The 25130-nt window shown below is 63.7% G+C and carries 25 protein-coding genes; 12 read left to right on the forward strand and 13 right to left on the reverse strand.

The features are described from left to right. Positions 1 to 2 precede the first annotated feature (2 nt). Complete coding sequence (locus EO094_RS03890; protein WP_128290975.1) at positions 3 to 1031, forward strand: peptidoglycan -binding protein; 1029 nt, start codon at positions 3 to 5, stop codon at positions 1029 to 1031. A 198-nt stretch (positions 1032 to 1229) separates the two neighbouring features. On the opposite strand, the gene EO094_RS03895 is transcribed toward EO094_RS03890, so the two are convergent. Further along, complete coding sequence (locus EO094_RS03895) at positions 1230 to 2036, reverse strand: DUF2189 domain-containing protein (RefSeq protein WP_205649855.1); 807 nt, start codon at positions 2034 to 2036, stop codon at positions 1230 to 1232. Positions 2037 to 2288: 252 nt separating this feature from the next. Here EO094_RS03895 and efeU point away from each other — a divergent pair, with 252 nt between their 5' ends. From efeU to efeO (EO094_RS03915), 4 genes are read left to right on the forward strand one after another with little or no spacing between them, the layout of a single operon-like run. Beyond that, complete coding sequence (efeU, locus tag EO094_RS03900; RefSeq protein ID WP_128290976.1) at positions 2289 to 3155, forward strand: iron uptake transporter permease EfeU; 867 nt, start codon at positions 2289 to 2291, stop codon at positions 3153 to 3155. 31 nt (positions 3156 to 3186) lie between these two features. After that, positions 3187 to 4329 (forward strand): iron uptake system protein EfeO, encoded by a 1143-nt coding sequence (gene efeO / locus EO094_RS03905; protein WP_246008354.1) that lies wholly within the window; start codon positions 3187 to 3189, stop codon positions 4327 to 4329. Between the two features lies 1 nt (position 4330). Next, positions 4331 to 5662, forward strand: a complete 1332-nt coding sequence (gene efeB, locus EO094_RS03910) for an iron uptake transporter deferrochelatase/peroxidase subunit (protein WP_128290978.1) — start codon at positions 4331 to 4333, stop codon at positions 5660 to 5662. Positions 5663 to 5691: 29 nt separating this feature from the next. Beyond that, the gene (gene efeO, locus EO094_RS03915) at positions 5692 to 6528 is read left to right on the forward strand and encodes an iron uptake system protein EfeO (protein ID WP_128290979.1); all 837 of its coding nucleotides are present in this window, start codon (positions 5692 to 5694) and stop codon (positions 6526 to 6528) included. 137 nt (positions 6529 to 6665) lie between these two features. Here the strand turns inward: efeO (EO094_RS03915) and EO094_RS03920 are convergent, their stop codons facing one another. Continuing rightward, complete coding sequence (locus tag EO094_RS03920) at positions 6666 to 8474, reverse strand: ABC transporter transmembrane domain-containing protein (protein WP_246008355.1); 1809 nt, start codon at positions 8472 to 8474, stop codon at positions 6666 to 6668. Positions 8475 to 8683: 209 nt separating this feature from the next. On the opposite strand from EO094_RS03920, the gene rpmE reads away from it, so the two are divergent. After that, entirely contained in the window at positions 8684 to 8905 is a 222-nt protein-coding gene (rpmE, locus tag EO094_RS03925; protein ID WP_092816464.1) for a 50S ribosomal protein L31, read from the forward strand. Between the two features lie 283 nt (positions 8906 to 9188). Here rpmE and rcdA read toward each other — a convergent pair whose 3' ends face one another. After that, the gene (gene rcdA, locus EO094_RS03930; protein WP_128290981.1) at positions 9189 to 9713 is read right to left on the reverse strand and encodes a protease adaptor protein RcdA; all 525 of its coding nucleotides are present in this window, start codon (positions 9711 to 9713) and stop codon (positions 9189 to 9191) included. Between the two features lie 320 nt (positions 9714 to 10033). Further along, a complete protein-coding gene (locus tag EO094_RS03935) occupies positions 10034 to 10222 on the reverse strand; it encodes a DUF1192 domain-containing protein (RefSeq protein WP_128290982.1) in 189 nt (62 codons plus the stop codon). A gap of 139 nt (positions 10223 to 10361) precedes the next feature. Between EO094_RS03935 and EO094_RS03940 the strand changes: the two genes are divergently transcribed. The 3 genes from EO094_RS03940 to EO094_RS03950 all read left to right on the forward strand — a co-directional run bounded on the left by EO094_RS03940 (position 10362) and on the right by EO094_RS03950 (position 12999). After that, entirely contained in the window at positions 10362 to 11366 is a 1005-nt protein-coding gene (locus tag EO094_RS03940; RefSeq protein WP_246008356.1) for an NAD(P)H-quinone oxidoreductase, read from the forward strand. Positions 11367 to 11505: 139 nt separating this feature from the next. Then, positions 11506 to 12192, forward strand: coding sequence for a DUF1013 domain-containing protein (locus EO094_RS03945; protein WP_092815458.1), 687 nt, complete (start codon positions 11506 to 11508; stop codon positions 12190 to 12192). Positions 12193 to 12291: 99 nt separating this feature from the next. After that, the gene (locus EO094_RS03950) at positions 12292 to 12999 is read left to right on the forward strand and encodes a sulfite exporter TauE/SafE family protein (protein ID WP_246008423.1); all 708 of its coding nucleotides are present in this window, start codon (positions 12292 to 12294) and stop codon (positions 12997 to 12999) included. Positions 13000 to 13073: 74 nt separating this feature from the next. Here EO094_RS03950 and EO094_RS03955 read toward each other — a convergent pair whose 3' ends face one another. Next, complete coding sequence (locus EO094_RS03955) at positions 13074 to 13823, reverse strand: YebC/PmpR family DNA-binding transcriptional regulator (protein ID WP_128290984.1); 750 nt, start codon at positions 13821 to 13823, stop codon at positions 13074 to 13076. A 348-nt stretch (positions 13824 to 14171) separates the two neighbouring features. Between EO094_RS03955 and EO094_RS03960 the strand changes: the two genes are divergently transcribed. Then, positions 14172 to 14429, forward strand: a complete 258-nt coding sequence (locus EO094_RS03960; RefSeq protein WP_128290985.1) for a YjhX family toxin — start codon at positions 14172 to 14174, stop codon at positions 14427 to 14429. 46 nt (positions 14430 to 14475) lie between these two features. On the opposite strand, the gene EO094_RS03965 is transcribed toward EO094_RS03960, so the two are convergent. The 4 genes from EO094_RS03965 to EO094_RS03980 all read right to left on the reverse strand — a co-directional run bounded on the left by EO094_RS03965 (position 14476) and on the right by EO094_RS03980 (position 18404). Further along, complete coding sequence (locus EO094_RS03965) at positions 14476 to 15495, reverse strand: histidine kinase dimerization/phosphoacceptor domain -containing protein (RefSeq protein WP_128290986.1); 1020 nt, start codon at positions 15493 to 15495, stop codon at positions 14476 to 14478. 24 nt (positions 15496 to 15519) lie between these two features. Beyond that, a complete protein-coding gene (locus EO094_RS03970) occupies positions 15520 to 15939 on the reverse strand; it encodes a response regulator (RefSeq protein ID WP_205649856.1) in 420 nt (139 codons plus the stop codon). A 39-nt stretch (positions 15940 to 15978) separates the two neighbouring features. After that, the gene (locus tag EO094_RS03975; RefSeq protein WP_128290988.1) at positions 15979 to 17451 is read right to left on the reverse strand and encodes a sensor histidine kinase; all 1473 of its coding nucleotides are present in this window, start codon (positions 17449 to 17451) and stop codon (positions 15979 to 15981) included. A 191-nt stretch (positions 17452 to 17642) separates the two neighbouring features. Next, complete coding sequence (locus tag EO094_RS03980; protein WP_128290989.1) at positions 17643 to 18404, reverse strand: Crp/Fnr family transcriptional regulator; 762 nt, start codon at positions 18402 to 18404, stop codon at positions 17643 to 17645. A 394-nt stretch (positions 18405 to 18798) separates the two neighbouring features. On the opposite strand from EO094_RS03980, the gene EO094_RS03985 reads away from it, so the two are divergent. Next, positions 18799 to 19377 carry a biliverdin-producing heme oxygenase gene (locus EO094_RS03985; protein WP_128290990.1) on the forward strand — a complete coding sequence of 193 codons (579 nt, stop codon included), beginning with the start codon at positions 18799 to 18801 and terminating at the stop codon, positions 19375 to 19377. Continuing rightward, positions 19370 to 21919: an HWE histidine kinase domain-containing protein gene (locus EO094_RS03990; RefSeq protein WP_128290991.1), complete on the forward strand. Its 2550-nt coding sequence runs from the start codon at positions 19370 to 19372 to the stop codon at positions 21917 to 21919. Before EO094_RS03985 ends, EO094_RS03990 begins: the two co-directional genes overlap by 8 nt. A gap of 10 nt (positions 21920 to 21929) precedes the next feature. On the opposite strand, the gene EO094_RS03995 is transcribed toward EO094_RS03990, so the two are convergent. The 4 genes from EO094_RS03995 to EO094_RS04010 all read right to left on the reverse strand — a co-directional run bounded on the left by EO094_RS03995 (position 21930) and on the right by EO094_RS04010 (position 25078). Further along, positions 21930 to 22451, reverse strand: coding sequence for a GNAT family N-acetyltransferase (locus EO094_RS03995; protein WP_128290992.1), 522 nt, complete (start codon positions 22449 to 22451; stop codon positions 21930 to 21932). Positions 22452 to 22576: 125 nt separating this feature from the next. Beyond that, on the reverse strand, positions 22577 to 23125 hold the full coding sequence (locus tag EO094_RS04000; RefSeq protein WP_128290993.1) for an NADPH-dependent FMN reductase: 549 nt from the start codon (positions 23123 to 23125) through the stop codon (positions 22577 to 22579). A gap of 3 nt (positions 23126 to 23128) precedes the next feature. Continuing rightward, positions 23129 to 24160 carry an aldo/keto reductase gene (locus tag EO094_RS04005; protein WP_205649813.1) on the reverse strand — a complete coding sequence of 344 codons (1032 nt, stop codon included), beginning with the start codon at positions 24158 to 24160 and terminating at the stop codon, positions 23129 to 23131. Positions 24161 to 24256: 96 nt separating this feature from the next. Further along, positions 24257 to 25078 carry a transglutaminase-like domain-containing protein gene (locus tag EO094_RS04010; RefSeq protein ID WP_128290994.1) on the reverse strand — a complete coding sequence of 274 codons (822 nt, stop codon included), beginning with the start codon at positions 25076 to 25078 and terminating at the stop codon, positions 24257 to 24259. Positions 25079 to 25130: the final 52 nt, after the last annotated feature.

Genomic DNA, 25130 nt, shown 5'->3' on the forward strand with positions numbered 1-25130 from the left:
CCATGGCGCTCGCGCGCGCACGGCGCATGCAGCGCACGGATTACTGGCCGGGCTTCGTCGACGCCATGGCGACGCTCTTGCTCGTCTTCGTCTTCCTGCTCACCGTTTTCTTCATCGCGCAGTTCTTCCTCTCCCAGGAGATTTCCGGGCGTGACGAGGCGTTGAACCGCCTCAACGCGCAGATCGCCGAGCTGACCGAGCTTCTGGCGCTGGAGCGCACCGACAATCGCGACATGACGGAGACGATCGCCTCGTTGCAGGCGAGCCTTTCGAGCGCCGAAGGCGAGCGCGACCGGCTGCAGGGACTGTTGTCGTCCTCGTCGGGGGCCGCCGGCGAGGCGGAGGAGCGCATTTCCGGGCTCACCAGCGATCTCGCCAACGAAAAGGAAGTGAGCCAGCGCGCGCTGGCGCAGGTCGAGCTTCTGAACCAGCAGCTTTCGGCACTTCGCCGGCAGATCGCGGCCTTGGAAGATGCGCTCGAAGCCTCCGAAACGCGCGACCGGCAGAGCCAGACCAAGATCGCCGATCTCGGCCGACGGCTCAACGTGGCGCTCGCCCAGCGGGTGCAGGAACTGTCGCGCTATCGCTCCGACTTTTTCGGGCGGCTGCGCGAAATCCTTGCCGGGCGCTCCGACATCGAGGTGGTGGGCGACCGCTTCGTCCTGCCCGCCTCCGTGCTCTTTCCGACGGGGACGGACGAGATCACCGATTCCTTCAAGCCCGATCTCAACGAGCTTGCCGACGCCATCAAGGAGCTGGAAGCGGAGATTCCGAAGGAGATCAACTGGGTGATCCGCGTCGACGGCCACACCGACAAACGCCCGGTCTCGGGTGCCGGACGTTTCCAGTCGAACTGGGATCTTTCGGCGGCACGCGCGATCGCGGTCGTGCGCTATCTCATCGACCAGGGGGTGGAGCCGCAACATCTCGTCGCCGCGGGATTTGGCGAATACCAGCCGCTCGACGAGGGCGATACGGAAGCCGCCTATCGCAGAAACCGGCGGATCGAGCTGAAGCTGACGGAGCGGTGAGGGCGATCGAGCGTCTCGACCTGGAGGATTATCAATGATCGCGATCAAGCTGCATCCAAGCTTCGCGCTGCGTCCGGGCGGAGACGATGTTGCGGATGCAGGCGGCGCATGATCTTGCCAAGGCGCGCACGCATGAGGACGAGATCAAGGTCGAACGGATAACGCCGGCAGCCTAAGCTGGTAGCCTAAGCCGGTTCCCTACGACGTTGCGCTGGCGCTTCTCGATCCCACCGCGCGCTCGAAGAGATGCCAGGTGGCGTGGCCGAGCACCGGCAGGACGATAAACAGGCCGAGGAAGGTCGGCGCGAGCGCCAGGATGGTGAGTGCGCCAACGATCACGCCCCAGGCGAGCATCGGGCCTGGATTCTTGCGTACCGCCTTGAAGCTCACGATCATCGCCGAGACGAAGTCGAGCTCCCGGTCGAGGAGGAGCGGCATCGCGATCACCGTCGACGAGAAGAGGACGAGTGCCAGAAAGGCGCCGACCGCTGTGCCGACGAGGAGAAAACCCAGCCCCTCCGGCGTCGTCGTGACGACGGCGAAAAAGTCGGCAAGGCTCGAAAAGCTCTTGAAGCCGAGGAAAAGCGCCAGAAGCAGGCGGACCTGATAGATCCAGATCCAGAAGATGAAGAGGATGACGAAGGCCATCCAGCTCATCTGCCGCTGGCGCTGGCGGGAGACGGTCGTCAGCACGCGCCGCCATCCCGGCCTCTCGCCGCGGGCGCGGCAGCGGCTCACCTCGTAGAGCCCGGCGGCTACGAAAGGACCCAGCAAGGGAAAGCCGACGCCGAAGGGCAGGATCATCCAGGGCATGTCGAGAGCGATGAGGAGGCCGAGGACGACGAAGCCGCCGGCCACGAAAATCGCCGCAAAGAACAGGCCATAGAGAGGTTCGGCGAGGAAATCCGCGAACCCGTCTTTGAGCGCGGCCTTGAGATCGGCAAAGCCGATCTCGCGGACATCCGGCATGCGCGGCGCCTCGGCCGCGCGCGGCTCTCCCGTCATCGTCACAGCGTCCCTCCCAGGACCGTATGGACTTCTCTCAGCGGCCGTTCCGGCTCGTCTTGTTGAAAAATCTAGAGCGGTTCGCGTTTTGACGGAAGCTCTTGTGTCGCGTAGCGGATGGACGAGGCGGCGGAGAAAAGCTCCCGAAGACTGCGAAGGCGGCGCGTTTTGAAGGCCGCCGTTTCGAAATTTAATTATTGCATTTCAAAGTCAGATTTTTTAGCTGTGCCCGTGATCTTCCAAAGGACGGGTATGCTCGCTTCCTTCCTCATCATGCTGCGCGAGGGCCTCGAAGCCGCTCTGGTGACCGGCATCATCGCGACTTATCTGCGTCAGACCGGGCGTTCCGCATGGATGCCGCTCGTCTGGGTCGGGATTTTTCTCGCCGTCGCCCTGTCGCTTTTCGTGGGCGCCGCCCTGCAATGGGTGAGCGCGGAATTCCCGCAGAAATATCAGGAGCTGTTCGAGGCCTGCGTCGGTCTCGTCGCCGTCGTCATCCTGACCTCGATGGTCTTCTGGATGCGCAAGGCCGCGCGCTCCATCAAGGCGGAATTGCACGATTCCATCGATGCGGCGCTGTCCGCGCCCAAAGGTGCGGCCTGGGCGCTGATCGCCATGGTCTTCTTCGCGGTGGCGCGGGAAGGCCTTGAATCAATCTTCTTCCTTCTCGCCATTTTTCAGCAGAGTTCCGGCCCCGGGGTGCCGCTTGCAGCGCTTGCCGGCGTACTCGTCTCCGTCGCTGCGGGCTTTGCGATCTATGTGGGCGGGCTCAGGCTCAATCTGCGCCGCTTCTTCCGCTGGACGGGCGTCTTCATCCTCTTCGTTGCCGCCGGCATCCTGGCGAGCGCGCTCGGCAATCTGCACGAGGCGGGGCTGTGGAACGAGCTGCAGACGCCGGCCTACGACCTCAGCCGCGTTCTGCCGGTCTCCAGCGTCGTCGGCACCATCCTGTCGGGCATCCTCGGCTACCAGGAGAGCCCGAGCGTCGGCGAGATCCTTCTCTATGTCCTCTTCCTCGGCGTGAGCCTCTTCTTCTTCCTGAAGCCTGCACGGCCAGGGAAAGAGGCGAGCGTCTACGCGCCGAGCCCAACCGCGGAGCGTCCCAATGCCGGCGCCTGAGCCTCAGCCCAAAACGCCTCGTTCGGGGCTCATGTCCCTTGCCATCGCCGGCGCAGCGCTTCTCGCCATCGCCGGCGGTGCGGCCTTCTATTATGCGAGCCAGCATGCCGCGGGGCAGGCAGACACGGCCGATCAGTTCCGCGTCGCCGTCAGCGCCACGGCCTGCGAGCCGAACGAAATCACGGTGCCCGGCGGCAAGCGCTCGTTTGAGATCCTCAACACGTCGGAGCGGCCGATCGAATGGGAAATCCTCGACGGCGTCATGGTCGTGGCGGAGCGCGAGAACATCGCGCCCGGCTTCAAACAGACGCTGACGGCGCAGCTTCGCCCGGGCGATTACGAGATCACCTGCGGCCTTCTCTCCAATCCGCGCGGCATTCTGCATGTAACGGAATCGGAAGAGGCGCGGACGGCCGCGAGCACCGTCGGCCTCAGAAATTTTCTCGGGCCCTTGTCGGAATACAAAGTCTACCTCGTGCAGCAGGGGATGGCCGCCGTGTCCGCCAGCGAAGCGCTTGCCGAGGCGATCAAGGCCGGCAACCTGCAGGAGGCAAAGGATCTGTGGGTGGAGGCGCGGCTTCCCTATAAGCGCGTGGAGCCGGTCGCCTACCGCCTGTCGGATCTCGAAAACGCCATCGATCCGGTCGCGGATTATCTGGAAAAGCGCGAAGCCGATCCGGCGTTCACCGGCTTCCACCGTCTCGAATACGGGCTCTTCTCCGAGGAGACGACGGAGGGGCTGGCGCCGGTCGCCGACGAACTCGTCGCCAATATGGGCGAACTCAAATCCCGCCTCGGCAAGCTCAAGCTCGACCCGGCGCTTTTGATGGCGATCCCGGGCGACATGGCGCGGCAGCTTTCGGGCGGGAAGATCGAGGCCGGCGAGGACCATTACGCCCACACCGACCTTGCCGATTTCGCCGCGAATTTCGAGGGCATCGCCAAGATCACGGGGCTTTTGCAATCCGTCGTGGAGCCCGTCGATCCGGCTCTCGAGAAGGAGATCGACGCGAAGCTGAAGGCGGTGGAGATGAAGCTCTCAGAGCTTTCCGGGCCGGATGGCTACCCGTCCTACGACAGCGTCGACGAGGCCGCGCGCGCCTCCCTCTCTGCGGCCTTCCAGGAACTCGCCGACGTCCTCGACCGGCTCGACCAGGTGATCGGAGTGAGCTGAGATGACAGATAGGATCAAGGACAACACGGCGCGTTTGGGCTTCGGCTGCCCGTTTGCGAGCCGCCGCCAAGTGCTCCTCGGGCTCGGTGGCGCCGGCAGTGCGCTTGCCTTGGGAGCGGTCCCGTCACTGGCCGAAGAGGGGGACGGGCATCAGGTCACCGATGCGCCGACGGGTCTCAACAGCACGTCGGAGCGGGTGCCGTTCTATGGCAAGCATCAGGCGGGGATCGTCACGCCGCGACCGGCGACCGGCATCATGGCGGCTTTCGATGTCGTCGCACGCACGCCGGACGACCTGGAGACGATGCTGCGCAAATTGACGGAGCGCATCGTCTTTCTGACACAAGGCGGCGAGGTGCCGGAGCTCGATCCGAAGCTGCCGCCTCCGGATTCCGGGATTCTGGGGCCGGTGGTGGCCCCGGACAATCTGACGATCACCGTCGGGCTCGGCGCCTCCTTGTTTGAACGCCGGGAGTTTTTGACCCCTCTGAAGCCGCGCACGCTTCAGCGCATGACGCAGTTCCCGAACGACGCGCTCGATGCGGAGCGCTGTCATGGCGATCTTTCGCTGCAGTTCTGCGCCAATCTGCAGGACACCAATATTCACGCGCTGCGCGACATCGTGAAGAACCTGCCGGAATATCTGGTGCTGCGCTGGATGCAGGAAGGCGATGTCCCGGTCATTCCGCCAAAGCCCGACGGGGAGACGGAAAGCGCGCGCAATTTCCTCGGCTTTCGCGACGGCTCCGCCAACCCGGATTCCAATGATCGCGACCTCATGCAGAAGGTCGTGTGGGTCGGCGAGGGCGATGACGAGCCGCAATGGGCCCATGGCGGCACCTATCAGGCGGTGCGCATCATCCGCAATTTCGTCGAGCGCTGGGATCGCACGCCGCTCAAGGAGCAGGAAGAGATATTCGGGCGCAAGAAGGATAGCGGCGCGCCCTTCGGCGGGACGCATGAAAGCGATGTGCCGGATTATACGCGCGATCCGCAGGGCGAGCTGACGCCGCTCGATTCCCATATCCGGCTTGCCAATCCGCGCACGCCGGAGGCTGACGACAATCTCATCCTGCGGCGGCCATTCAATTATTCGAACGGCGTCACGAAGTCCGGCCAACTCGACCAGGGGCTCCTGTTCATCGCCTACCAGGCGGATCTGGAGAAGGGCTTCATCGCCGTTCAGACGAAGCTCAATGGCGAGCCGCTGGAGGAATACATCAAGCCCGTCGGCGGCGGGTACTTCTTTGTCCTGCCCGGGGTCACAAGCCCCGATCGCTATCTCGGACAGGACCTCATCGAAGCGGCTTCGACCGCCGATACGCCGATCTGAATTCACCCAGGGAAAGGAAAGACACCCTTATGAACTTCACCCGACATCTGCGCGCAGGCGCCCTGGCATTTGCCCTCAGCACCACGGCTCTCACCGGGGCCATGGCGCAAGACGCCTCCCTCGACCTCGTTGAGCCGCTCGCCCAATACAAGATCTACGTGGCCGAAAACACCGCAGAGCTGGTGAAGGACACGCAAGCGTTCGTTAAAGCGATCAAGGACGGCGACGTGGAGAAGGCGAAGGAGCTCTTCGCGCCGACGCGTACGAGCTACGAGGCCGTGGAGCCGATCGCCGAGCTCTTCTCCGATCTCGACGTCTCGATCGATGCTCGCGCCGACGATTACGAAAAGGGCGAAGAGGATCCGACCTTCACCGGCTTCCACCGCCTCGAATACGGGCTGTGGGAAGAGGGCTCCACGGAAGGGCTCGATGAATATGCCGACCAGCTTATGTCGGACGTGAAGGATCTCAACAGCCGGATCAACGAACTCACCTTCCCGCCGGAAGTGGTCGTCGGCGGCGCGGCGGCGCTCATGGAAGAGGTTGCCGCGACAAAAATCTCGGGCGAGGAAGACCGTTACAGCCGCACCGATCTGTGGGACTTCAAGGCGAATTTCGACGGCGCCTACAAGATCTTCGATCTCTTGAAGCCGGTTCTGGAAGAGAAGGATTCCGAAGAGTTCCTCAAGACGGTGCAGGGCAATTTCGACGACGTCTATGAGGTGCTCGAAGAGTACGAGACCGACGAGGGTGGCTACGTCTCCTACACGAAGCTCAGCGACGAAGATCGCAATCTCCTCTCCACCAAGGTGAATACGCTGGCGGAAGATCTTTCCACGCTGCGCGGCAAGCTCGGCCTCGGCTGAGCTCTCTGCGGAGAGTGGGAAAGGCCGTCTTCTCCGACGGCAGTTCACAACACGCGTGAAACAGAAAGCCCCGCTGCGGTTGGTCCGCAGCGGGGCTTTTTCGATGCGTGGCTCGGATGCGGCGTGACGCGCCGTCCCTATTCGGCGGCGGCAGATTCCGGTTCGCGGCCACCGTCGTTGAACTGCAGCTCGGCGAGGCGCGCATAAAGGCCGCTCTTGGAAATGAGCGCCTGATGCGTGCCTTCCTCGACGAGCGCGCCGTTCTCCATCACCAGGATGCGGTCGGCATTGCGCACGGTCGCGAGCCTGTGGGCGATGACGAGGCTGGTGCGGTCCTTCATCAGCGTTTCGAGGGCGGCCTGGACGGCGACCTCGCTTTCCGCGTCGAGCGAACTCGTCGCCTCGTCGAGGAGAAGGATCGGCGCATCCTTCAAAAGCGCGCGGGCAATGGCGATGCGCTGCTTCTGGCCGCCCGAAAGGGTGATGCCGCGCTCTCCGAGCACCGTGTCGTAACCTTCCGGAAGCGCGCGGATGAATTCGTCGGCATTGGCGGCCTTGGCGGCTGCCTCGACGTCTTCGCGGCTTGCCGTCTCGTTGCCGAAGCGGATGTTGTCGAAGGCGGTCGCGGCAAAGATCGCCACGTCCTGCGGCACGAGCGCGATGCGGCGGCGGACCTCTTCCGGGTCCGCCTCGGTGATCGGAACGCCATCGACCATGACGGAGCCCGTCTGCGGGTCGTAAAAGCGCATGAGGAGAGCGAAAACCGTCGATTTGCCGGCGCCCGAAGGGCCGACGATCGCCACTCGTTCGCCGGCTCGGATGTCGAAGGCGACATTGTGGAGAACCGGACCTGAGCCTTGCGGATAGGCGAAGGAGAGGTCGTCGAAGCGCACCTCGCCGCGGGCCGGGGTGGGCAGGGCCACAGGATTTTGCGGCTTCTTGATTTCCGGTTCCGTCTCCAGAAGCTCGACGATCCGCTCGGTGGCGCCGGCTGCCTGGCTGATCTCACCCCAGACCTGGCCGATCTCGCCGAGGCCCGCGGCTGCAAACACCGAATAGAGAACGAACTGGCTGAGGCGACCGCCCGTCATGGTGCCGTCGACGACCGCCTGCGCGCCCCACCAGAGGACGACGACGACGCTCGCAAAGACGATGAAGATGGCAAAGGCGGTGAGGGCCGCACGCGCTGCCGTGGCGCTGCGAGCAGCCTGGAAGGCATCCTCGATGCGCACGCCGAAATAACGCCGCGCCGGGGTCTCCTGATTGAAGGCCTGGACCGTGCGGACGCCCGAAATCGCTTCGGAGGCATAGGCGGAGGCCTCCGCCAGGCGATCCTGGGCGAAGCGCGAACGCTGGCGCACGCGCCGCCCGAACCACAGGATCGGCACGACGATGAAGGGGATCGCAGCAAGCACCAGAGCCGACAGGCCCGGGCTCGTCACCACCATCATGACGACCGAGCCAAGGAACATCATGATGTTTCTGAGCGCGACGGAGGCGGCAAAGCTGATCGCGGCGCGGATCTGTGTGGTGTCGGCGGTGAGGCGCGACAAAATCTCGCCCGAGCGCGCCGTGTCGTAGAAGCCTGCCGAAAGCTGCATCATCCGCGTGAAGAGACCGTCGCGCAGGTCTGCGACGATGCGCTCGCCAAGCGTGGTGACGAGGTAGAAGCGCGCGGCGCTCGCACCGGCGAGGACCGCGACCACCACGAGCAGCATGGTGAAGTAACTGTCGATGAAGCCGGCGTTATCGGCGGAGAAGCCGAAATCGACGACACGCCTCACCGCCATCGGGATCGCGAGCGTTGCCAGTGTCGCAAGGATCAGCGCCGCAAGCGTTGCTGCGACACGTCCGCGATATCTGGCGAAATAGGGGACAAGCGCCTTGAGAGGGCGCAACGACGAGCGGCCGGCCTTGCGCGGCCTTTTAGAAGAGCGATCGGTCATTTGGTTTTGCAGGGAGCACGATTGGACATGTGGTGCAAGGGCTGCTGCACGGACTTGATAGCGCATGCCGGCTTCTGTATATCGCCGACGACAATTGCCTTTCTGCGCGGTGAAAGCCGTGGCATGACGATGGGCGCAGCGACGTAGGGCACGGACCTTGGGCGAAAGCGCCGAAGGCAGGCGGGCCGCTCCAACCGACGAGACGAGACATGAAGAAAGACATCCATCCGGATTATCATCCGGTCAAGGTCGTGATGACCGACGGCACGGAATACTGGACCCGTTCGACCTATGGTGAGGATGGTGCCTCGCTGCAGCTCGATATCGATCCTTCGACGCATCCGGCCTGGACCGGCGGCGGCCAGCACCTCATCGACCGCGGCGGTCGCCTGTCGCGCTTCAAGAACAAGTACGCCGGCTTCCTCGGCTAAGTCGCGTTGGCCGCTCCGAAAGGGCCCTTTCCCTAGGGAGCGGCAAGGCGCGGCAGCCGCAAAACGCCGCCTGCGTTCGTTGAACGTCAGAATCAAAAAGGCCGCTCCGAAGGGGCGGCCTTTTTTGCTGGCGCGATGTTTGTCGGTGGCATCTTTGTCGGCGGCATCTTCGTAGGCGGCGTCGGCGAAGAACGCCGGCAATGCCGATGTGCGAGCCGAAACTGCGCCCCGGCGAGGGGCGTCGTTTCGCGGGGCGGCTCGAGCGTGCTTTGCCTTGCAGGCGTCAGCCGACACGTTTCTCGAAGGCGTCCTGAAGGGCTGCAAGCTGGCTTGCCACCGGGCTCGGCGCTTCCTCCAGGGTCGAACGACCATCGTCGAAAAGCGCCGCGTCGATCATCTGCACCCGCTTCTGCAGGGACACGGAGCGGTCGATCAGCGCCTTGAACCCTTCCGGAAGCTCTTCCCAGCCGGGACCGCGCATGGCGGTCAGCGCCTGATCGAGGTGGATCTTGTGCTTTTCTTCCGCCGCCTGATCGAGCGTCATCTCACCTTCGTTCACAGCGCGATGCAGGAGGAGCCAGGAGGCGAGCTGCATCAGCCGCGTGGTGAGACGCATGGATTCCGTTGCATAGACGATGGACGCGGGACGATTGAGCCCGGACGCGGCCGCGCGCCCGTCCCCATCGAGATAGGCTGCCGTCTCCTCGACGAGCTGCATGCCCGCCTGGAACAATTCGCTGAATGTCTGCGAATGCGCATATGCGCGCCCGAAAGACAGTGGCTCTTCGCGGCTACCCGTTTGACGCATGGACTTGATCCCTTTTGGCTATTCAAAGCCGAGGGCCGCGCCTCGGCAAGTGCGGGAGCCGGGTTCTCCACCGGCTTCTCGATCGTGGAGCCAGTTCAGACACCCCGACGAGGCCGAATTCAAACGGATTGTAATCAAATAGTAAAGATCGCGACGCGGCCTAAAAAAAGAGCCGCTGGGCGGCTCTTAGGCTGATACAGGGAGGCGTCAAACAGAGTGAACAGGATCACTCAGATCCAAACCTGATTGGATGGTGTCATTAGAAATTAGAAAGGTTAATCCGCGGTTAAGCGGGGAACGACAAGCTGAACGATCGGCCTTCAGCGCTTGAAAACCGCGTCCGCCGCGGCGCGTCCGCCCTTCTTGCGCGTCAGCTCCTGTTGGATGCGCGCAATCTCGGCCTCGCAAAGCGCGATGCGTTCTTCGAGCTCGTGTTCTGAAAGGAGCGAGAGGTCTTCCCCCACCGTATGGACCGGCTTTTTCACCGGCCTGTCGTCGTCTGCAAACATCGTCGCCCATCTGGTTTCGGCCTTTGGCGCGAAGGATAACGCTGCATCCGCTGGCTGTCAGCGTTTCATTGTCGGCGCTTCACCCATTCAAAATCCGACTTCCACGCGCTAGGTTCACGGCAGATTGTGGGGAGGATGCATGAACATTCCGCAGACGATGGAAGCCGTTGCCATCACCGAGCCGGGCGGGCCGGAGGTGCTGGCGCTCGAAGAGCGCGCCGTGCCGCAGCCGGGAGAAGGCGAGCTTCTCGTCAAGGTCGCAGCGGCGGGCATCAACCGGCCGGACGTCCTGCAGCGGCTCGGCCGCTATCCCGTGCCGAAAGGGGCCTCCGATATTCCGGGGCTCGAAATCTCCGGTCATGTGGTGGCGGCAGGCGAGGGCGCGGAACGCTTCAGCATCGGCGATGCGGTGGTGGCGCTTCTGCCAGGCGGCGGCTACGCCGAATATGCGACGGTGGCGGAGACGAACGCTCTGCCGCTGCCGCAAGGCCTGTCGCTCATCGAAGGCGCGGCCTTGCCGGAAACGACTTTTACCGTCTGGCACAATGTCTTCGAGCGCGGCTCGCTCAGGCCCGGCGAGACGCTCCTCGTTCATGGCGGCACGTCGGGCATCGGCACGACGGCGATCCAGCTCGCCAAAGCCTTCAACGCCCATGTTCTGGTGACGGCGGGGTCGGATGAACGCTGCGAGGCGGCGAGGCGCATCGGTGCCGACCGGGCGATCAATTACAACAGCGAAGATTTCGTCGAGGTGGTGCGCGAGTTCACCGGCGGCGACGGCGCTGACGTCATCCTCGATATGGTCGGTGGCAGCTATACGCAGCGCAATTTGCAGGCGGCGGCGGTCGACGGACGGATCGTGCAGATCGCCTTTCTCAAAGGGCAGCGCGCGGAGGTCGATCTCGCGCTGATCATGCAGAAACGGCTCATCCTGACGGGCTCGACTTTGCGGCCGCAATCGGTGGACGCGAAGGCCGAACTCGCGCGCATGCTGGAGGAAACGGTGTGGCCGGCGATCGCGGCTGGACGCTACACGCCGGTCATTCACGCGGTGGTGCCATTTGCCGATGTCGTGGAAGCGCACCAGATGATTGATGCTGAACATGTCGGCAAGATCGTCTTGAAAGTCGATCCGCGCGCATAGCTTTGCGACCTCAAGCTTATCGCAACGGCGCATTGCGTGCTTCGCCGGGTGCCCGTATATGTCGGGCAACTTCCCGTCCACCGACGTGAATCACGCTCTGCCGGAGACACTCCGGCAGAGAACACAGGAGGATCATGCCATGGCGTCAACGCCTCTGATGCCGAAAGCGACCGCCGTATGGCTGGTCGACAATACTTCGCTCACCTTCGAGCAGATCGCACATTTCTGCCGGCTGCACCCTCTCGAAGTCAAAGCGATCGCCGATGGTGACGCCGCCCAGGGTATCAAGGGGATCGATCCGGTGATCGGCGGACAGCTGGCGCGCGATGAGATCGAAAAGGCCGAACGCGATCCGACCTATCGGATGAAAATCCTGGTCTCCAAAGTGCGCGTGCCGGAGACGAAGCGGCGCGGACCGCGCTACACGCCCGTTTCCAAGCGGCAGGACCGGCCGAACGCCATTTTGTGGCTGGTGCGCAACCATCCGGAACTGAAGGATTCGCAGATCATCCGTCTCGTCGGCACGACGAAGCCGACGATCGAGGCGATCCGCGAGCGCACGCATTGGAACTCGGCGAATCTGCAGCCGGCCGATCCCGTCACGCTCGGCCTGTGCTCGCAGCTCGAACTCGACCTCGAAGTCCGCAAAGCGGCGAAAAACGCCCCGGCCGTGGAAGAAGAGGGCGCACGCCTTCTGTCCGCGGAAGAGACGACGCGCCGTCCGCAGCCTTCCGAAAGCGATACCGGACACGAGCGCGAGCCCGACATCGATCCGGATTCGGTTTTCGCCAAGCTCAAGAATTTGAAGTCGAGCGACGTCACCTGATCCCGCGTGAGCTCAGTTGTGAGCAGCTGAGTTTTCGGGAGGGCTTGTGGAGAAAATTCTGACGGTGGCGGGTGATCCGCCACCCTTTCTTTGACCCTGGTGGTGCTCGTTGCCGGCACCGTCAGAGGCTTTGCCGGGTTCGGCGCCGGCCTCGTCTTCGTCCCCTTTGCAGGATCTCTGATCGGACCTCGCGCCGCGGTCATCGTCTTGTGGGCGATCGATTCCCTGCCGACGCTTCCCATCCTCATTCCGGCTTTGCGTGTGTGCAATTACCGCTCCGTCCTGCCGGCGGCAGGCGGTGTGGCGCTGTGCGCGCCCTTCGGCGCCTATCTCCTTGCGACCGCGGATCCGCTCGTCTTGCGCTGGGGCATGTCGGGGGTGGTTCTCGCGCTCGTCGTCCTGCTCGGCTCCGGCCTGCGCTTCACCGGGCCACGGCGTCCCGCCTCCGCTTTCGGCGTCGGCATGCTGTCGGGGCTTCTCGGCGGTGCGACGCAGCTCTCCGGGCCGCCGGTCGTCGTCTATTGGATGAGCGGGCACGAGGCGGCAGCGGAAATCCGCGCCAATCTCATCGTCTTCTTCGCGCTGTCGACGGTGATCACGGGGTTGTCGTTCTGGGCGAACGGCATCTTCAGCGAAGACGCGCTGATACGTGCGGCGGTCGCCGCGCCCGTCTATTTCGTCGCGCTCATTCTCGGACAGAAGATGTTCGGCTTTGCCTCCGAAAAAGTGTTCCGGAGGGTGGCGCTCGGCCTCATCGTCGCCGCCGCCATCATGGCTTCGCCCGCCTTCGACGGGGTGCTGCGGTAAGCGTGCAATGCAGCCGGCCGGACGCCGGCTGCTGATTTTGGCGCGGTCTTTCCGAAGCCGCGTTTCTCAGATGCTCAGGCGGCGGAGAGCCGCTCCATGACATCTGCATCGACGTCGAAGTTCGCATAGACGTTCTGCACGTCGTCGTCGTCTTCGAGCGTGGCGATGAGCTTCATCAGCGTGCCGGCCTTTTCTTCGTCGACCGGTGTCAGGGTCTGCGGCTTCCAGATGGCGCGCACGGATTCCGCATCGCCGAGCGTTTCGGCAAGCGCGGAGGAGACGTCGCCCAGATCCTCGAACTCGGTGAGGATGGTGTGGCCTTCCTCGTCGCTTTCGACGTCGCTCGCGCCGGCTTCGATCGCGGCTTCGAGCACCTTCTCCGGGTCGCCGGCGGAGGCCGGGTAATAGATCTCGCCGACACGCTCGAACATGAAGGCGACGGAGCCGGTTTCACCGAGCGAGCCGCCGTTCTTGGCGAAATAGGAGCGCACCGCGCCGGCCGTGCGGTTGCGGTTGTCGGTCATCGCCTCGACGATGAAGGCGACGCCGCCCGGGCCATAGCCCTCGTAACGGATCTCTTCGTAATTGTCGCCGTCGCCGCCGGTCGCCTTCTGGATCGCACGCTCGATGTTGTCCTTCGGCATCGACTGCGCCTTGGCATTCTGCACGGCCAGGCGCAGGCGCGGATTCGAATTCGGATCGGGATCGCCGACCTTGGCGGCGACGGTGATCTCCTTCGACAATTTGGAGAACAGCTTGGAGCGGGCCGCATCCTGGCGGCCCTTGCGGTGCATGATGTTCTTGAACTGTGAATGGCCCGCCATTGCGGTTTTACCTGCGTCTTGTCGTGAATGTCTCTGGGGAACGGAGGATATAATGGGGAGTGGCGAAGGCGTCTAGGTGGGGAAGGAGACGATCGACTGTCGCCGCGCCGCATTTTGCGCCTGCGGCATAGCGGTCACTTGCCGCAATTGATGCCTGTGAGTAGGTGCTGAGGCAACGCGCGGGGTTTTGCCGCGCGATGGAGCCTTGATGCTGGAGATTGTCAGAGCCCTCTGAGGCTCCCCTGGACGTTTATCCAGGTGGAGACGCGAAGCGGCAGAACGAACGGGCGCGGCCTGAGGGCGGCGTGCGCGCTCTGCCCCGTGCTTTCTCCGATCCAGGCATTTTCCATGAATATCTCGAAGTTCGAGCAGCGCGTGTTGCACGCGCTCGCTCAGGGCGGACGCATTCGTCATGAACGAAGCGGTGGTCGCAAGATCACCCACGTCACCTGTTTTACCCGCGACGGTTTCGTGCTCTCCGATTGCACCTTGCCGGTCTTTTCCCGGCTTCTGTCGAAGGGGCTGATCGAATCGCGCGGCGGCGCGCCCTATCAGATTTCTGAACGGGGCCGCCGCAGCGTGCGGGCACAGCTCGATAATCGGTGAAAACCGCGGGCGGTGAAGGAAACCGTGGGCGGGGCGCTCTCCGGCTCTACGCCGTTTTGACCAGCAGAATACGGGTCGGTGGCCCGCCTTCATAAGACATCTCGGCATTCAGGCTCCTCGCCATGGCGGTGACGAGCTTGGTGCCGAGACCCGTGCCGGTGGGGGTTGCTGTGCCGTTGAAGCCTTTGCCGTCGTCCTCGACGCTGAGGCGGAAGCCGCCCGGCAGGGTCGTGAGATCGACGCGGATGTCGCCGTCCTCTTCCTCTCCATAAGCGTATTTGCAGGCATTGGAGACGAGCTCGTTGACGACGACGCCCAGCGAGACGGCCTGATCGGTGGTGAGGCGCAGCCCGTCGGTGGTGAGATGGACGCGCCGCGCCGCGGTCTCGCTCGACCAGGTCTCTTCCAGGCCGGCGGTGAGCGCGCTCAGATAGTCGCCCATGTCGACGCTGTTGATGTCCTGCGAGGTGTAGAGCCGGCGATGCACCTGGCCGATCGCATAGACGCGCTGCTGGGTGTCCTTGAGCGCGATCTTCGCCTCTTCCGCCTCGACGGCGTTGGCCTGCATCTGGATGAAGGAAGAGACGATCTGGAGCGAATTGGCGACGCGGTGGTTGGCCTCGCGCAGAAGCGCCGAGAGGCGCTCATTGGAGGCTTTGAGTGCGTGCTCCGCCTCATGCTGGGCCGCGATCAGACGCTGATGTTCAAGCGTCGTCGCGAAGGAGGAGGCGAGAAGGTCGAAGAATTCCTCACCGACGGTCTTCACGACGTAGTCTTGGGCGCCGGCCTTGAGAGCCGCCACCGCGATGGAGCTCTCCTCCGAGCCGGTGACATAGACGACCGGAGGAGGCGAGGGCAGCGCGTTGATGAGAGGAAGCGCGTCGAGCCCCGTCTTGCCGGGCATGTAATGGTCGATGGCGACGAGATCGAACCTGTCTTTCTCAAGAAGGGCGAGACCTTCGTCAGCGCTTCCGGCGGTGGTGAGTTCGTAACCTCGGCGGGCAAGCGCGCGGCGCGTCAGGCGCCGTAGCCCCTCGTCGTCGTCGATATAGAGAATGCGGGGCATTTCATCCGGTCTTCAAGGGGTAAATCAGGCTTCGATTTCGGGTTCGGGAACCTGGATAACCGAAATGAACAGGCCGAGCTGACGGATCGCCTGGGCGAAGGATTCGTACTCGACGGGCTTGGTGATATAGACGTTGGCGCCAAGATCGTAGCAGCGCTCGATCTCCATCTTGTCGTCGGTGGTCGTCAAAACCACGACGGGCGTGCGGCGGAGAGGACTGGTTTCCTCCTTCATCCTTATCAGGATGTCGGTGCCGCTCATGTCGGGCAGGTTGAGATCGAGAAGCACCAGTGCCGGGCCATTATGGGTCGGGCCCTCGGGGCTGTTGAAGAGGAATTCGACCGCGGCCGTTCCCTCGACGAAATGGCGGACCGGGTTGTTGACGCCTGCGCGCCGGATGTTTTTTTCGATGAGACGCGCATGCCCCTCATCGTCTTCGATCATGATGATGGTGACCGGTTGATGGCTCGACACGACGGGTTCCTACGCTTTCTGCAATTCTGGCGGCATTGAAAGGCGGAAGGTTGCGCCTTCGTCAAGCGTCGAATCGCACTCGATCGTTCCACCCAGGCGGTAGGCCAAAGCACGGACATGTGCGAGCCCGATGCCTTCGCCCGGCTGATCCTGCGATCCGGAACGGCGGAAGAGGTCGAAGATGCGCTCGTGATCCTTCGGATCGATGCCGCGTCCGTTGTCCTGGACCTCGATGATGATGCGCCCGGATTGCTGGCGGCCCCGCACCTTGATGAGGCCGGGGCGCCCGGGCTTCAGATATTTGACGCTGTTTTCCACGAGATTGGAGATGATCTGCTCGATCGCCAGGCGATCGGTCACCAAAGTCGGTATCTGCTCGATGCGGATCTCGGCGTCGAGCTCCTGCAGGCGGTGCTGCAGCGTGTCGGCGATGCCGGAGACGAGGCCGTTCATGTCGATTTTTTCCGGCGACAGAACCCGGCGTCCGGCCCGCGACAGATGCAGGATGGCGTTGATGAGGCGGTCCATCTTTTGCGTCGACGAGCGGATGAAGCCGATGGCCTCGGGCAGATCCTCCTCGATCGTCTGCCGCACCTCTTCGGTGACGAGGTCGGGCGCCTCTTCGCGGGCTTTTGCGATCAACTCCGTCAGGGGCTTGATCGCCACCTCCAACTCGCTGGTGAATCCCATGACGTTGACGAGCGGTGAGCGCAGATCGTGGGAGACGATGTAGGCGAAGCGCTGGATCTCGTCGTTCGCCCGCTGCAATTCCGCCGTGCGCTCGCCGACAGCCGATTCCAGATCTTCGTTGAGGAGCTGCAAGCGCTCGCCGGCGGTCGTCAGGGCATGCACGTTGCGGCGCGTCGCCCAGATCGTGCCCCCTGCGAGAGCCACGAAGATGATGCTCGATAGCGCCAGCACGACATAAGAGAGCTGCACGTTGCGGAATTGGCGGGCGCGCCGCTCGACCAGCAGAGCCTCTTCCGCCTGCAGCATATCGGCGGCTGCGGCGCGAGCCCGGCGGATGACAGCGATATCCTCGTCATCGAACGTCGTCGTGCCGGCCGCGGCGCCTGCCCTCTGGCGGCGATTTTGAAGCGTGTCGCGGGCATAGGCGAGATGGGTTGCGACGAGTTCCCGCAGGGCTTCGAGGCGCTTCTGCTGTTCGGGATTGTCGGTAATGCGGGCTTCGACCGCATCCATGCGGGTCTCGATCTCGCCGGCGAGCTCTTCGAAGGCGTTGGCAAAACGCTCGTCCGCCGAGAGAAGATAGCCGCGCCGCGCCGTCTCCGAGCGTTCGAGCGCAGCGCCGAGCTCGGCAAGGCTTGCGGCGACTTCCTGCGTGTGCACGACCCATTCCGCACTGACCTGGGTCTGGCGCAGCACGACCAGAAAGCTGACGCCTGCGGCAAGCAGCACGAGAAAGCCGCCGACGATTGCAGCCAAGATGAAGCGGCTGATGCGCCGTTCCGAATTTTTCATGGTTCTGGGTCACCCGGCAGGAAGAGAAGAGGCCATAGCCCGCTTGCAGGCGCGGCTCAATCGGCGGGAGGGACGCCGGCTAAATTGATCGCCTGGTCTTTCGAGCGGCGGCCGGCGATGGATCGACTGGCCGGGGTTCGGCCTCTCGTCGCCGTTTTCGGCGCGGTGACCAAGGCGCACGGCCGTAGCCCTCAATTGGCCTCCTGGTCGGGCTCCGGATAGACGTCTTTGAGAACGGCGTCGAAATGATGTTTGACGGCATCGTTGCACTTGCACGAGCGTGCATGGAGCGCGGAATGATCGCGCACCAGCAGCGAGCCGCGCTGCGTTTCCAGAATGCCTTCCGCCTTGAAGGTCTGCATGACGCGGCTCGTATAGGAGCGACCGACGCCGAGCATGCGGGCGAGCTGCTCATGCGTCAGCGGAACGATGTGGTCGCCTGTCCGCTCCATCGTCGCGACGATCCATTTCGCCGCCCGCTGGTCGACGGAATGAATGGCATTGCAGGTGATCGATTGCAGCATCTGTGCGACCAGGCAATCGGCGTAGCGCGCAAAGAGGTGCCGCACCGCCCGCGATTGCTGCTTCGCCGCCTCGAGCTCCGAGAGCTTCAGGGCGACGAACGGGCCTTCGAATTTGACGATGATGCGGGAAAATGCGGGGAGACGGCCGGCGCTGACAATGCCGCCGACGGCGCCTTCGCGGCCGATCAGAATGGTCTCGGTGTCTTCGCCGTCCTCGTTGGCGACGAGAAACGAGGCGAGCGCCGGTCCGCACGGAAAGTAGACGATGTCGACGTTATCGCCCGGATTGTACATGACATGGTCGCTGTTGCGGTGCAGCAGCTGGAAATGCGGTGCGAGAAGGGCGTAATCTTCGTCCTTCAGCACCTTCAGGAGATTGTTGAGGGGGCGCGTCTCCGCCGAAGTCTCCCGGGCCGGATCGTGTAACATTGGCGCTCGTCCCGCGCGTGTCTCAGTTTCCCGGTTTTATGTGTGGTAGTGAACACAGCGCAACCCATGATGTGTGGCGATTGTGCCGCACTCCGTCGCATCTGGAGGCGAGCTTGTTGCCTCTTTGCAGAGCGCTGTCACCCCCGCAGGACGCCCGGGAGGATGAGTAAACCCCGCAAAAGGCCGGTTTTTCGAGCCCTTTGCGGGTAAATAGGTATCCTTGCCCTGCCTTGTGTTCACAAGTGAACAGACAGCGGGGCGGAGTTCGTGCTTGCTAGCGGCCCAGAGCTGGCCGAATTCGTGCGTCAGATTCGCTCCGCCCACCGCATCTGGGCGTAACAGCCAGTGGCACGTGATGCGGTTGCACCCGACTGTTCGTTAGGAAATTCTTTCATTGAGGTCTGTCCGCGCTCTTCTGCACGCCGCTACGGCCGAGCTTCATGCCGAGGTCGAAGCGCGTCTCAATCCGATGCTCGTTCAAGGCGAGACGGGGTATGCTTCGTTTCTGCGCGCGAATGCGGCCGCGATCCTCCCCGTCGAAGAGACGCTGGAGATTGCCGGCATCGAGGCGCTGCTTCCAGACTGGGACGAACGCCGGCGGAGTGCGGTGCTTCTCGACGACATCCAAATTCTTGGGGCGGAGCGCCCGCAACCCGTTTCTGCGCCTGAAATGCACGGCGAAGCCTTCATGCTGGGGGCGGTCTATGTGCTGGAAGGCTCGCGCCTCGGCGCGAAGATCCTGACACGAGACATCCTCGCCGAGGCGGGCCCGCGGATGAAGGTGGCCTCACGGTTTCTTCGTCACGGCGAAGGCCGGAAATTGTGGCCGAGCTTCGTCGAAAGACTGGAGGAATCGGCCGCCGTGCACGACGCGCCGGACGAGGCTGTGAAGGGCGCCGAAGCCGTCTTCGCGCTTTTCGATGCGGCAGCAGAGAGCGTTGCAAAGGCCGACCGAGTGCTCGCCCATGTCTGATCCGACCCAATTCGAAGTCGATCTTACGAATTGCGATCGCGAGCCGATCCATCTTCTCGGGGCGGTACAGCCGTTCGGATTCCTCGTGGCTGTGTCGCGCTCGAGCTGGGTGGTGACGCGCGTCTCGCGCAACGCGGCGGAGTGGCTCGGACGTCTGGGCGAGGAGCTCGTCGGTCTGCCGATCGACCAGGTCTTTCTCGGGCAGGCCGTGCACACGATCCGCAACAATCTGCAGGGCGCGGTGATGGGCGAGACAGTGGCGCGCGCCTTCGGCGTGACAGTCACGGAAGCTGGCCTCGTCTGCGACATGGCGGTGCATCTCTCCGGCGACGAGGTGGTCGTGGAGTGCGAACGCTCCGTGGCCGAGCCCGCCGCCAATGCAGCCGCCATGGTGCGGGGCATGGTGGCGCGACTGCAGCGCACCGAGGATCTGAGGAATTTCTACCGCATCGCCGCGCGCGAAATGCAGGCTCTGACCGGCTTCGATCGGGTGATGATCTACCGTTTCGATCATGACGGGTCGGGCGAGGTGATCGCGGAATCGGCGCGCTCCGGCATCGGCTCGTTTCTCGGGCTGCACTATCCCTCGACCGATATCCCGCGCCAGGCGCGCATTCTCTACGAGAAGAACTGGCTGCGGATCATCCCGGATATCTCGGCGGAGCCGTCGCCCGTCGAGCCGGCGCTCGACCGCAACGGTGAGCCACTCGATCTGTCGATGAGCATTCTGCGCAGCGTGTCGCCCATTCATATCGAATATCTGCAGAATATGGGCGTCGATGCCTCCATGTCGGTGTCGATCCTGCGCGAAGGCCGTCTGTGGGGTTTGTTCGCCTGCCATCATTACGCGCCGCATCACGTCACCTTCGAGCGGCGGACGGCGGCGGAACTCTTCGGTCAGATGTTCTCGCTTCTGGTGGAAAACCGCGAGCGCCAGACCGAAGCCGAATATGAGGAGCGCTCCAGCAAGCTGCACAATCAGCTCGTCGCCGTGATGGCGACCGAAGCGACGCGGTTTGAGAGCATCGTCGACCATCTCGACGAGATCGCCGACCTTCTCGTCTGCGACGGCATCGGCCTGTGGGTGGAGGGGCGCGCCACGTTGCGGGGCCTGACCCCAAATGAAGACGACTTTGCCGGGCTTGCGGGGTATCTGCGCGACAGGGGCGTGAACGCGGTGTGCGCCGAGCACGAGATCGGGGCGAAATACGAACCCGCACGGCGCTTCTCAGATCGTGCCGCCGGCATGCTCGTCGTGCCCCTGTCTCGGCAGCCGGGCGATTATCTCGTCTTCTTCCGCAAGGAGGTGACGCGCAGCGTCAATTGGGCGGGAAATCCCGAAAAACCGGTGAGCGTCGGACCGCTCGGGGCGCGGCTCACGCCGCGCAAGAGCTTCGAGATGTGGAAGGAGACGGTGAGCGGACAGTCGATGCCGTGGTCGCCGGTGGAGGAGCGGATCGCCGAGGGCCTGCGCGTCAGCCTTCTGGAAGTCATCCTCCAATTGTCCAATCTGACGGAAGCGGAGCGCCGCCGCGCGCAGGAGCGGCAAAAGCTCCTCATCGCCGAACTCAACCATCGCGTCCGCAATATCCTGAGCCTCATTCGCGGCGTCATCAACCAGAGCAAGGACGCGACCAGCATCGAAGCCTTTACGGAAGTCGTCGGTGGACGCATCCAGGCTTTGGCGCGTGCGCATGACCAGATCACCTCGGACGATTGGAGCCCGGCTTCATTCCGCAATCTGGTGACGACGGAGGCGGGCGCTTATCTGGGCGGCAAGGCCGACCGGGTCGTGCTGACCGGCTCCGACGTGCTCGTGCAGCCGGAGGCGTTTACGACCGTCGCTCTCGTCATCCACGAGCTCATCACCAATTCGGCGAAATATGGCGCGCTGTCGGACAGCCGCGGCCAGATCGACATCATGACCGATTTCGATACGTTCGGCCGGCTCGTCATCGATTGGGGCGAGCGCGGCGGCCCACCGGTCAAGCCGCCGAGACGCTACGGCTTCGGCTCCACGGTGATCGAGCAGTCGATCGTGCACGACCTCGGCGGCGAGGCGAAAGTCGATTACGAACTGACGGGGCTCAAGGCGCGCTTCGTCATTCCGCCCAAACATTTTCAACGCAGCGAGATCGTCGTGGACACAGTGAAAGAGGCCGTCAGGGCCAACGAGGGGGAGATCGCCCTTCCGACGGACGTTCTCGTCGTCGAAGACAACATGATCATCGCGCTCGACACCGAACAGATGCTTCTGTCGCTCGGTGTCGGAAATGTCCGCACCGCGAGCGGCGTGAGGGATGCGCTGAAGGAGATCGAGCGTCAGGCGCCGGAATTCGCGCTTCTCGACGTCAATCTCGGCGCGGAGACGAGCCTCGAAATCGCCGAGCGGCTGGCGGAGATGGGTGTGCCCTTTGCATTCGCGACCGGCTACGGCGAGCAGGCGGCACTGCCCGCGCCTTTCGACGTCACGCACAAAGTGCGCAAGCCTTACAGCGCGCAGTTGCTGCAGGAGGCGATGGTCGGCGCCGAGCGGGCCTAGCCCGAGTGCTCTACGAGGTCGCCTGGAAGGCCTCGTCGAAGACGATCTCGCCGGCGGGCAGAGTGTCGGTGAAGGGAAGAGCGAGCAGGTTTTCCGGCGGCACGCCCGGAATTTGAAGCTGCGGCAGATTTTCGAAGCCGAAGCGCTCGTAATAAGCCGGATCGCCGACGAGCAGGCAGCCCTTGCTGCCGAGCGCGCGCAGCTTCGTCAGGCCAACTTCCATCAGCACCGAGCCGACGCCCTTCTTCTGCACCTCCGGAAGGACGGCGATGGGACCGAGCCCGTGCCAGCCAGTTGTCACCTGACCGTCGCTGCCGGTGATGGTGACGGGCGAGAAGGCGGCCTGGCCGAGGATGCGGCCATCGGCTTCCGCGACGAGGGCGATCGTCGCCATGCCGCGCGTCCATAGAGCGTCGATGATGAAGGCTTCGGTGCCCGCCGCGTACGGCTTATGAAGGAAGGCCTGTCGCACCACTTCCTTGACGGCGGTGCGGTCGGCCTCGTTTTGATCCCGGATCTGCAGCTCGCTCATCGTCCTCATCCGCCAGTCCGCGTTCGGGGCAGATAAAGGCAATTATTTCAAGGCGCAAGCGAGGCGCGAGGCCGCGGGAGAGAGGTTTGGAGGGAGCGCCCTCAGGCGCTCCCTCCCTGCGGGTGTCAGCCTGCGATCATGGCTTGCAGGCGCTTCAGCCCCTCGCGGGCGAAATCGAGGATGGCGGGGTCGACGAGACGACCGTCGCGCACCTTGTCTCCGACATTGCCGATGACGATCTGCGGCCCGCCGACGAGCCGACATTCGGCGGCGTGGAGCGTCTCGTTGAGCTGCGCCTGCGCCCTGACGCCGCCCGTGAAGGCGGGTGAGGCAGAGACGACCAGAACCGCCTTGCCCATGAGAGAGGACGATCCGCGCGGGCGGGAGGCCCAATCGAGGGCGTTCTTCAAGACGCCCGGAATGCCGTGATTGTATTCTGGCGTGGCGATGACGAGGCCATCGCTTGCCGCGACCGCCTCACGGAATTCGCGCACCGCCTCCGGTGCGTCGTCGCCATCGAGATCGGCATTGTAGAGCGGCAGATCGACATGGCCGATCTGAAGTTCGACCGTGCCATCATTGTCTGCCGCGAGGCCCTGCAGAACGGCGCGGGAGTAGCTCTCGCGGCGAAGGCTCCCGGGCAGTCCGAGGAGTTTCGTTTTCGTGGCTGACATCGTTCAGGCCTGCGGCATGGCCGGGCCGGTGCCGGCACCGGTCGTTTCGATGGCCTTGGCGATGTCAGCGAGATCGTCTTTGGTCAGCTCGAGCGTTGCCGCATCGATCCAGCCATCGACCTGACCCGGATTGCGGGCGCCGACGATGGCCCCGGTGACGCCCGGCCAGGCGAGCGTCCAGGCAACGGCGACGGCCGGCACCGTGGTGCCGTGCTTGTCCGCGATCGGCTTCAGGCTGTCGGCAAGCGCCAGGTTCTTTTCAAGCTTTTCGCCAGTGTAGTCGGGGTTTCTGGAGCGCCAATCGTCTGCCGGCAGGGCCCGCGCGCGCTCGACACTGAAGCGACCGCTCAAGAGACCCGACTGCATCGGCGAATAGACGATGACGCCCGTCTCATGTGCATCGCACCAGGGCAGTTCCTTTTCTGCCACCTCGCGTTTGATCGCCGAAAACGGCGGCTGCAGCGTGTCGACATGGCCAACGGCCTCGGCCTTTTGCAGCTGCTCGGCATTGTGGTTGGAGAGGCCCGCAGCGCGGATCTTGCCTTCCTTTTTCAGCTCCAGAAGCGTCTGCCAGTATTCTTCCACCGGCGTGCCGTCATTGGCCGGCCAGTGCATCTGGTAAAGATCGATGCGCTCCACGCCGAGGCGCTTCAGAGAGGCTTCCACCTCGCGGCGCAAGCTGTCGGCGGCGCCGATGCGCTCCGGCATTTTTTTGCGGTCGTTCTCGTCCCAGACGAGACCGCATTTGGTGAAGACATAGGGGCGTTCGCTGGCCGGGACATCGGCGAGCGCCTTCTTCACCACCTCTTCGGAATGGCCGAGGCCGTAGACGGCGGCGGTGTCGACCCAGTTGATGCCGCGGGATACGGCGTGACGGATGGCGGCGACGGATTCGGAATCGTCCTGCGCGCCCCAGCCGACGGCCCAGTCGGGACCGCCGATCGCCCAGGCGCCGAAGCCGACGCGGGTGATGTTCATATCGGTGCGGCCGAAGCGTTTCGTCGGCAGGTTCGTCTTCGCTGGTGTGTCGAGCATGGGGGAACTCCCGTTGTTTCCGTTGCGGTGCACATAAGGCCCGATCGGGGTTCTTCAAAGCGGGAGGCTGGATTGCATGACCGGCCGGCGCGGATTTCAGGCGGCGGCCTCTTCGACGATTTGCTCGGTGATCACCTTGAAACCGGCGAGACGCGAGGCGCCGAAACTCGTGGAGATCGCGACGTCGGTCGCATCGCGCCCGCGCGCCATGAGGATGCGCCCGATGCGCGGATGGTTGTGGCGGGCATCGAACGTGTACCAGCGACCGTCGAGATAGGCCTCGAACCAGGCACTGAAATCCATCGGGTTCGGATCTTCCGGCACGCCGATATCGCCGAGATAGCCCGTGCAATAGCGGGCGGGAATATTCATGCAGCGGCACAGGGCGACGGCGAGATGGGCGAAATCGCGGCACACGCCCGTCTGCTCGTAATTGCCGTTCACGGCGCTGCGCATCGGATCGGCCTTCAGATAATCGAAGGTGATGCGCTCGTGGGCGTAGTCGCAGATGGCTTCGACCATCCGCCAGCCTTGCGGGACGTGCCCGAAGAGCGACCAGGCGAGATCGGTCAGCCGGTCCGTCTCGCAGTAGCGACTGCCGAGAAGGAAGAGGAGCACGTCGTCGGGGAGTTCGTCGACCGGTGTCTGGCGGGCGTCGGGCGCGACCTCGTCGGGCAGGCCATCGTCGCGGATGGTGAATTGCGTCGACATGCGCAAAAGCCCGGCCGGCGCCACGATGCGGGTGCAGATGTTGCCGAAATCATCACGGTAATCGCGCGAGGGGATCTCCGGTTCGAAGGTGATATGGTGCGGGGTTTCAAGGTCTCGGAGCCGCGAGGGATGCACCGACAGGGCAAGCAGCATCGGAGTCGGCTGCTGGCACTCGTATTCGATTTCAAAACCGGCTCTGATCTTCATTTAACCTCAAGTGGTTGGAGGGTCGTGCGGTTCCCGCGGAAGCGGGCGCAAT

Origin of the sequence: Afifella aestuarii (genome assembly GCF_004023665.1) — a bacterium.
Classification (GTDB): domain Bacteria; phylum Pseudomonadota; class Alphaproteobacteria; order Rhizobiales; family Afifellaceae; genus Afifella; species Afifella aestuarii.

What these genes read in the sequence shown, in the direction of transcription:
- EO094_RS03890 (WP_128290975.1), top strand. Translation starts at nt 3, where the DNA reads ATGGCGCTCGCGCGCGCACGGCGCATGCAGCGCACGGATTACTGGCCG.
- EO094_RS03895 (WP_205649855.1), bottom strand. Translation starts at nt 2,036, where the DNA reads ATGACGGGAGAGCCGCGCGCGGCCGAGGCGCCGCGCATGCCGGATGTC.
- efeU (WP_128290976.1), top strand. Translation starts at nt 2,289, where the DNA reads ATGCTCGCTTCCTTCCTCATCATGCTGCGCGAGGGCCTCGAAGCCGCT.
- efeO (WP_246008354.1), top strand. Translation starts at nt 3,187, where the DNA reads ATGTCCCTTGCCATCGCCGGCGCAGCGCTTCTCGCCATCGCCGGCGGT.
- efeB (WP_128290978.1), top strand. Translation starts at nt 4,331, where the DNA reads ATGACAGATAGGATCAAGGACAACACGGCGCGTTTGGGCTTCGGCTGC.
- efeO (WP_128290979.1), top strand. Translation starts at nt 5,692, where the DNA reads ATGAACTTCACCCGACATCTGCGCGCAGGCGCCCTGGCATTTGCCCTC.
- EO094_RS03920 (WP_246008355.1), bottom strand. Translation starts at nt 8,474, where the DNA reads ATGACCGATCGCTCTTCTAAAAGGCCGCGCAAGGCCGGCCGCTCGTCG.
- rpmE (WP_092816464.1), top strand. Translation starts at nt 8,684, where the DNA reads ATGAAGAAAGACATCCATCCGGATTATCATCCGGTCAAGGTCGTGATG.
- rcdA (WP_128290981.1), bottom strand. Translation starts at nt 9,713, where the DNA reads ATGCGTCAAACGGGTAGCCGCGAAGAGCCACTGTCTTTCGGGCGCGCA.
- EO094_RS03935 (WP_128290982.1), bottom strand. Translation starts at nt 10,222, where the DNA reads ATGTTTGCAGACGACGACAGGCCGGTGAAAAAGCCGGTCCATACGGTG.
- EO094_RS03940 (WP_246008356.1), top strand. Translation starts at nt 10,362, where the DNA reads ATGAACATTCCGCAGACGATGGAAGCCGTTGCCATCACCGAGCCGGGC.
- EO094_RS03945 (WP_092815458.1), top strand. Translation starts at nt 11,506, where the DNA reads ATGGCGTCAACGCCTCTGATGCCGAAAGCGACCGCCGTATGGCTGGTC.
- EO094_RS03955 (WP_128290984.1), bottom strand. Translation starts at nt 13,823, where the DNA reads ATGGCGGGCCATTCACAGTTCAAGAACATCATGCACCGCAAGGGCCGC.
- EO094_RS03960 (WP_128290985.1), top strand. Translation starts at nt 14,172, where the DNA reads ATGAATATCTCGAAGTTCGAGCAGCGCGTGTTGCACGCGCTCGCTCAG.
- EO094_RS03965 (WP_128290986.1), bottom strand. Translation starts at nt 15,495, where the DNA reads ATGCCCCGCATTCTCTATATCGACGACGACGAGGGGCTACGGCGCCTG.
- EO094_RS03970 (WP_205649856.1), bottom strand. Translation starts at nt 15,939, where the DNA reads ATGATCGAAGACGATGAGGGGCATGCGCGTCTCATCGAAAAAAACATC.
- EO094_RS03975 (WP_128290988.1), bottom strand. Translation starts at nt 17,451, where the DNA reads ATGAAAAATTCGGAACGGCGCATCAGCCGCTTCATCTTGGCTGCAATC.
- EO094_RS03980 (WP_128290989.1), bottom strand. Translation starts at nt 18,404, where the DNA reads ATGTTACACGATCCGGCCCGGGAGACTTCGGCGGAGACGCGCCCCCTC.
- EO094_RS03990 (WP_128290991.1), top strand. Translation starts at nt 19,370, where the DNA reads ATGTCTGATCCGACCCAATTCGAAGTCGATCTTACGAATTGCGATCGC.
- EO094_RS03995 (WP_128290992.1), bottom strand. Translation starts at nt 22,451, where the DNA reads ATGAGCGAGCTGCAGATCCGGGATCAAAACGAGGCCGACCGCACCGCC.
- EO094_RS04000 (WP_128290993.1), bottom strand. Translation starts at nt 23,125, where the DNA reads ATGTCAGCCACGAAAACGAAACTCCTCGGACTGCCCGGGAGCCTTCGC.
- EO094_RS04005 (WP_205649813.1), bottom strand. Translation starts at nt 24,160, where the DNA reads ATGCTCGACACACCAGCGAAGACGAACCTGCCGACGAAACGCTTCGGC.
- EO094_RS04010 (WP_128290994.1), bottom strand. Translation starts at nt 25,078, where the DNA reads ATGAAGATCAGAGCCGGTTTTGAAATCGAATACGAGTGCCAGCAGCCG.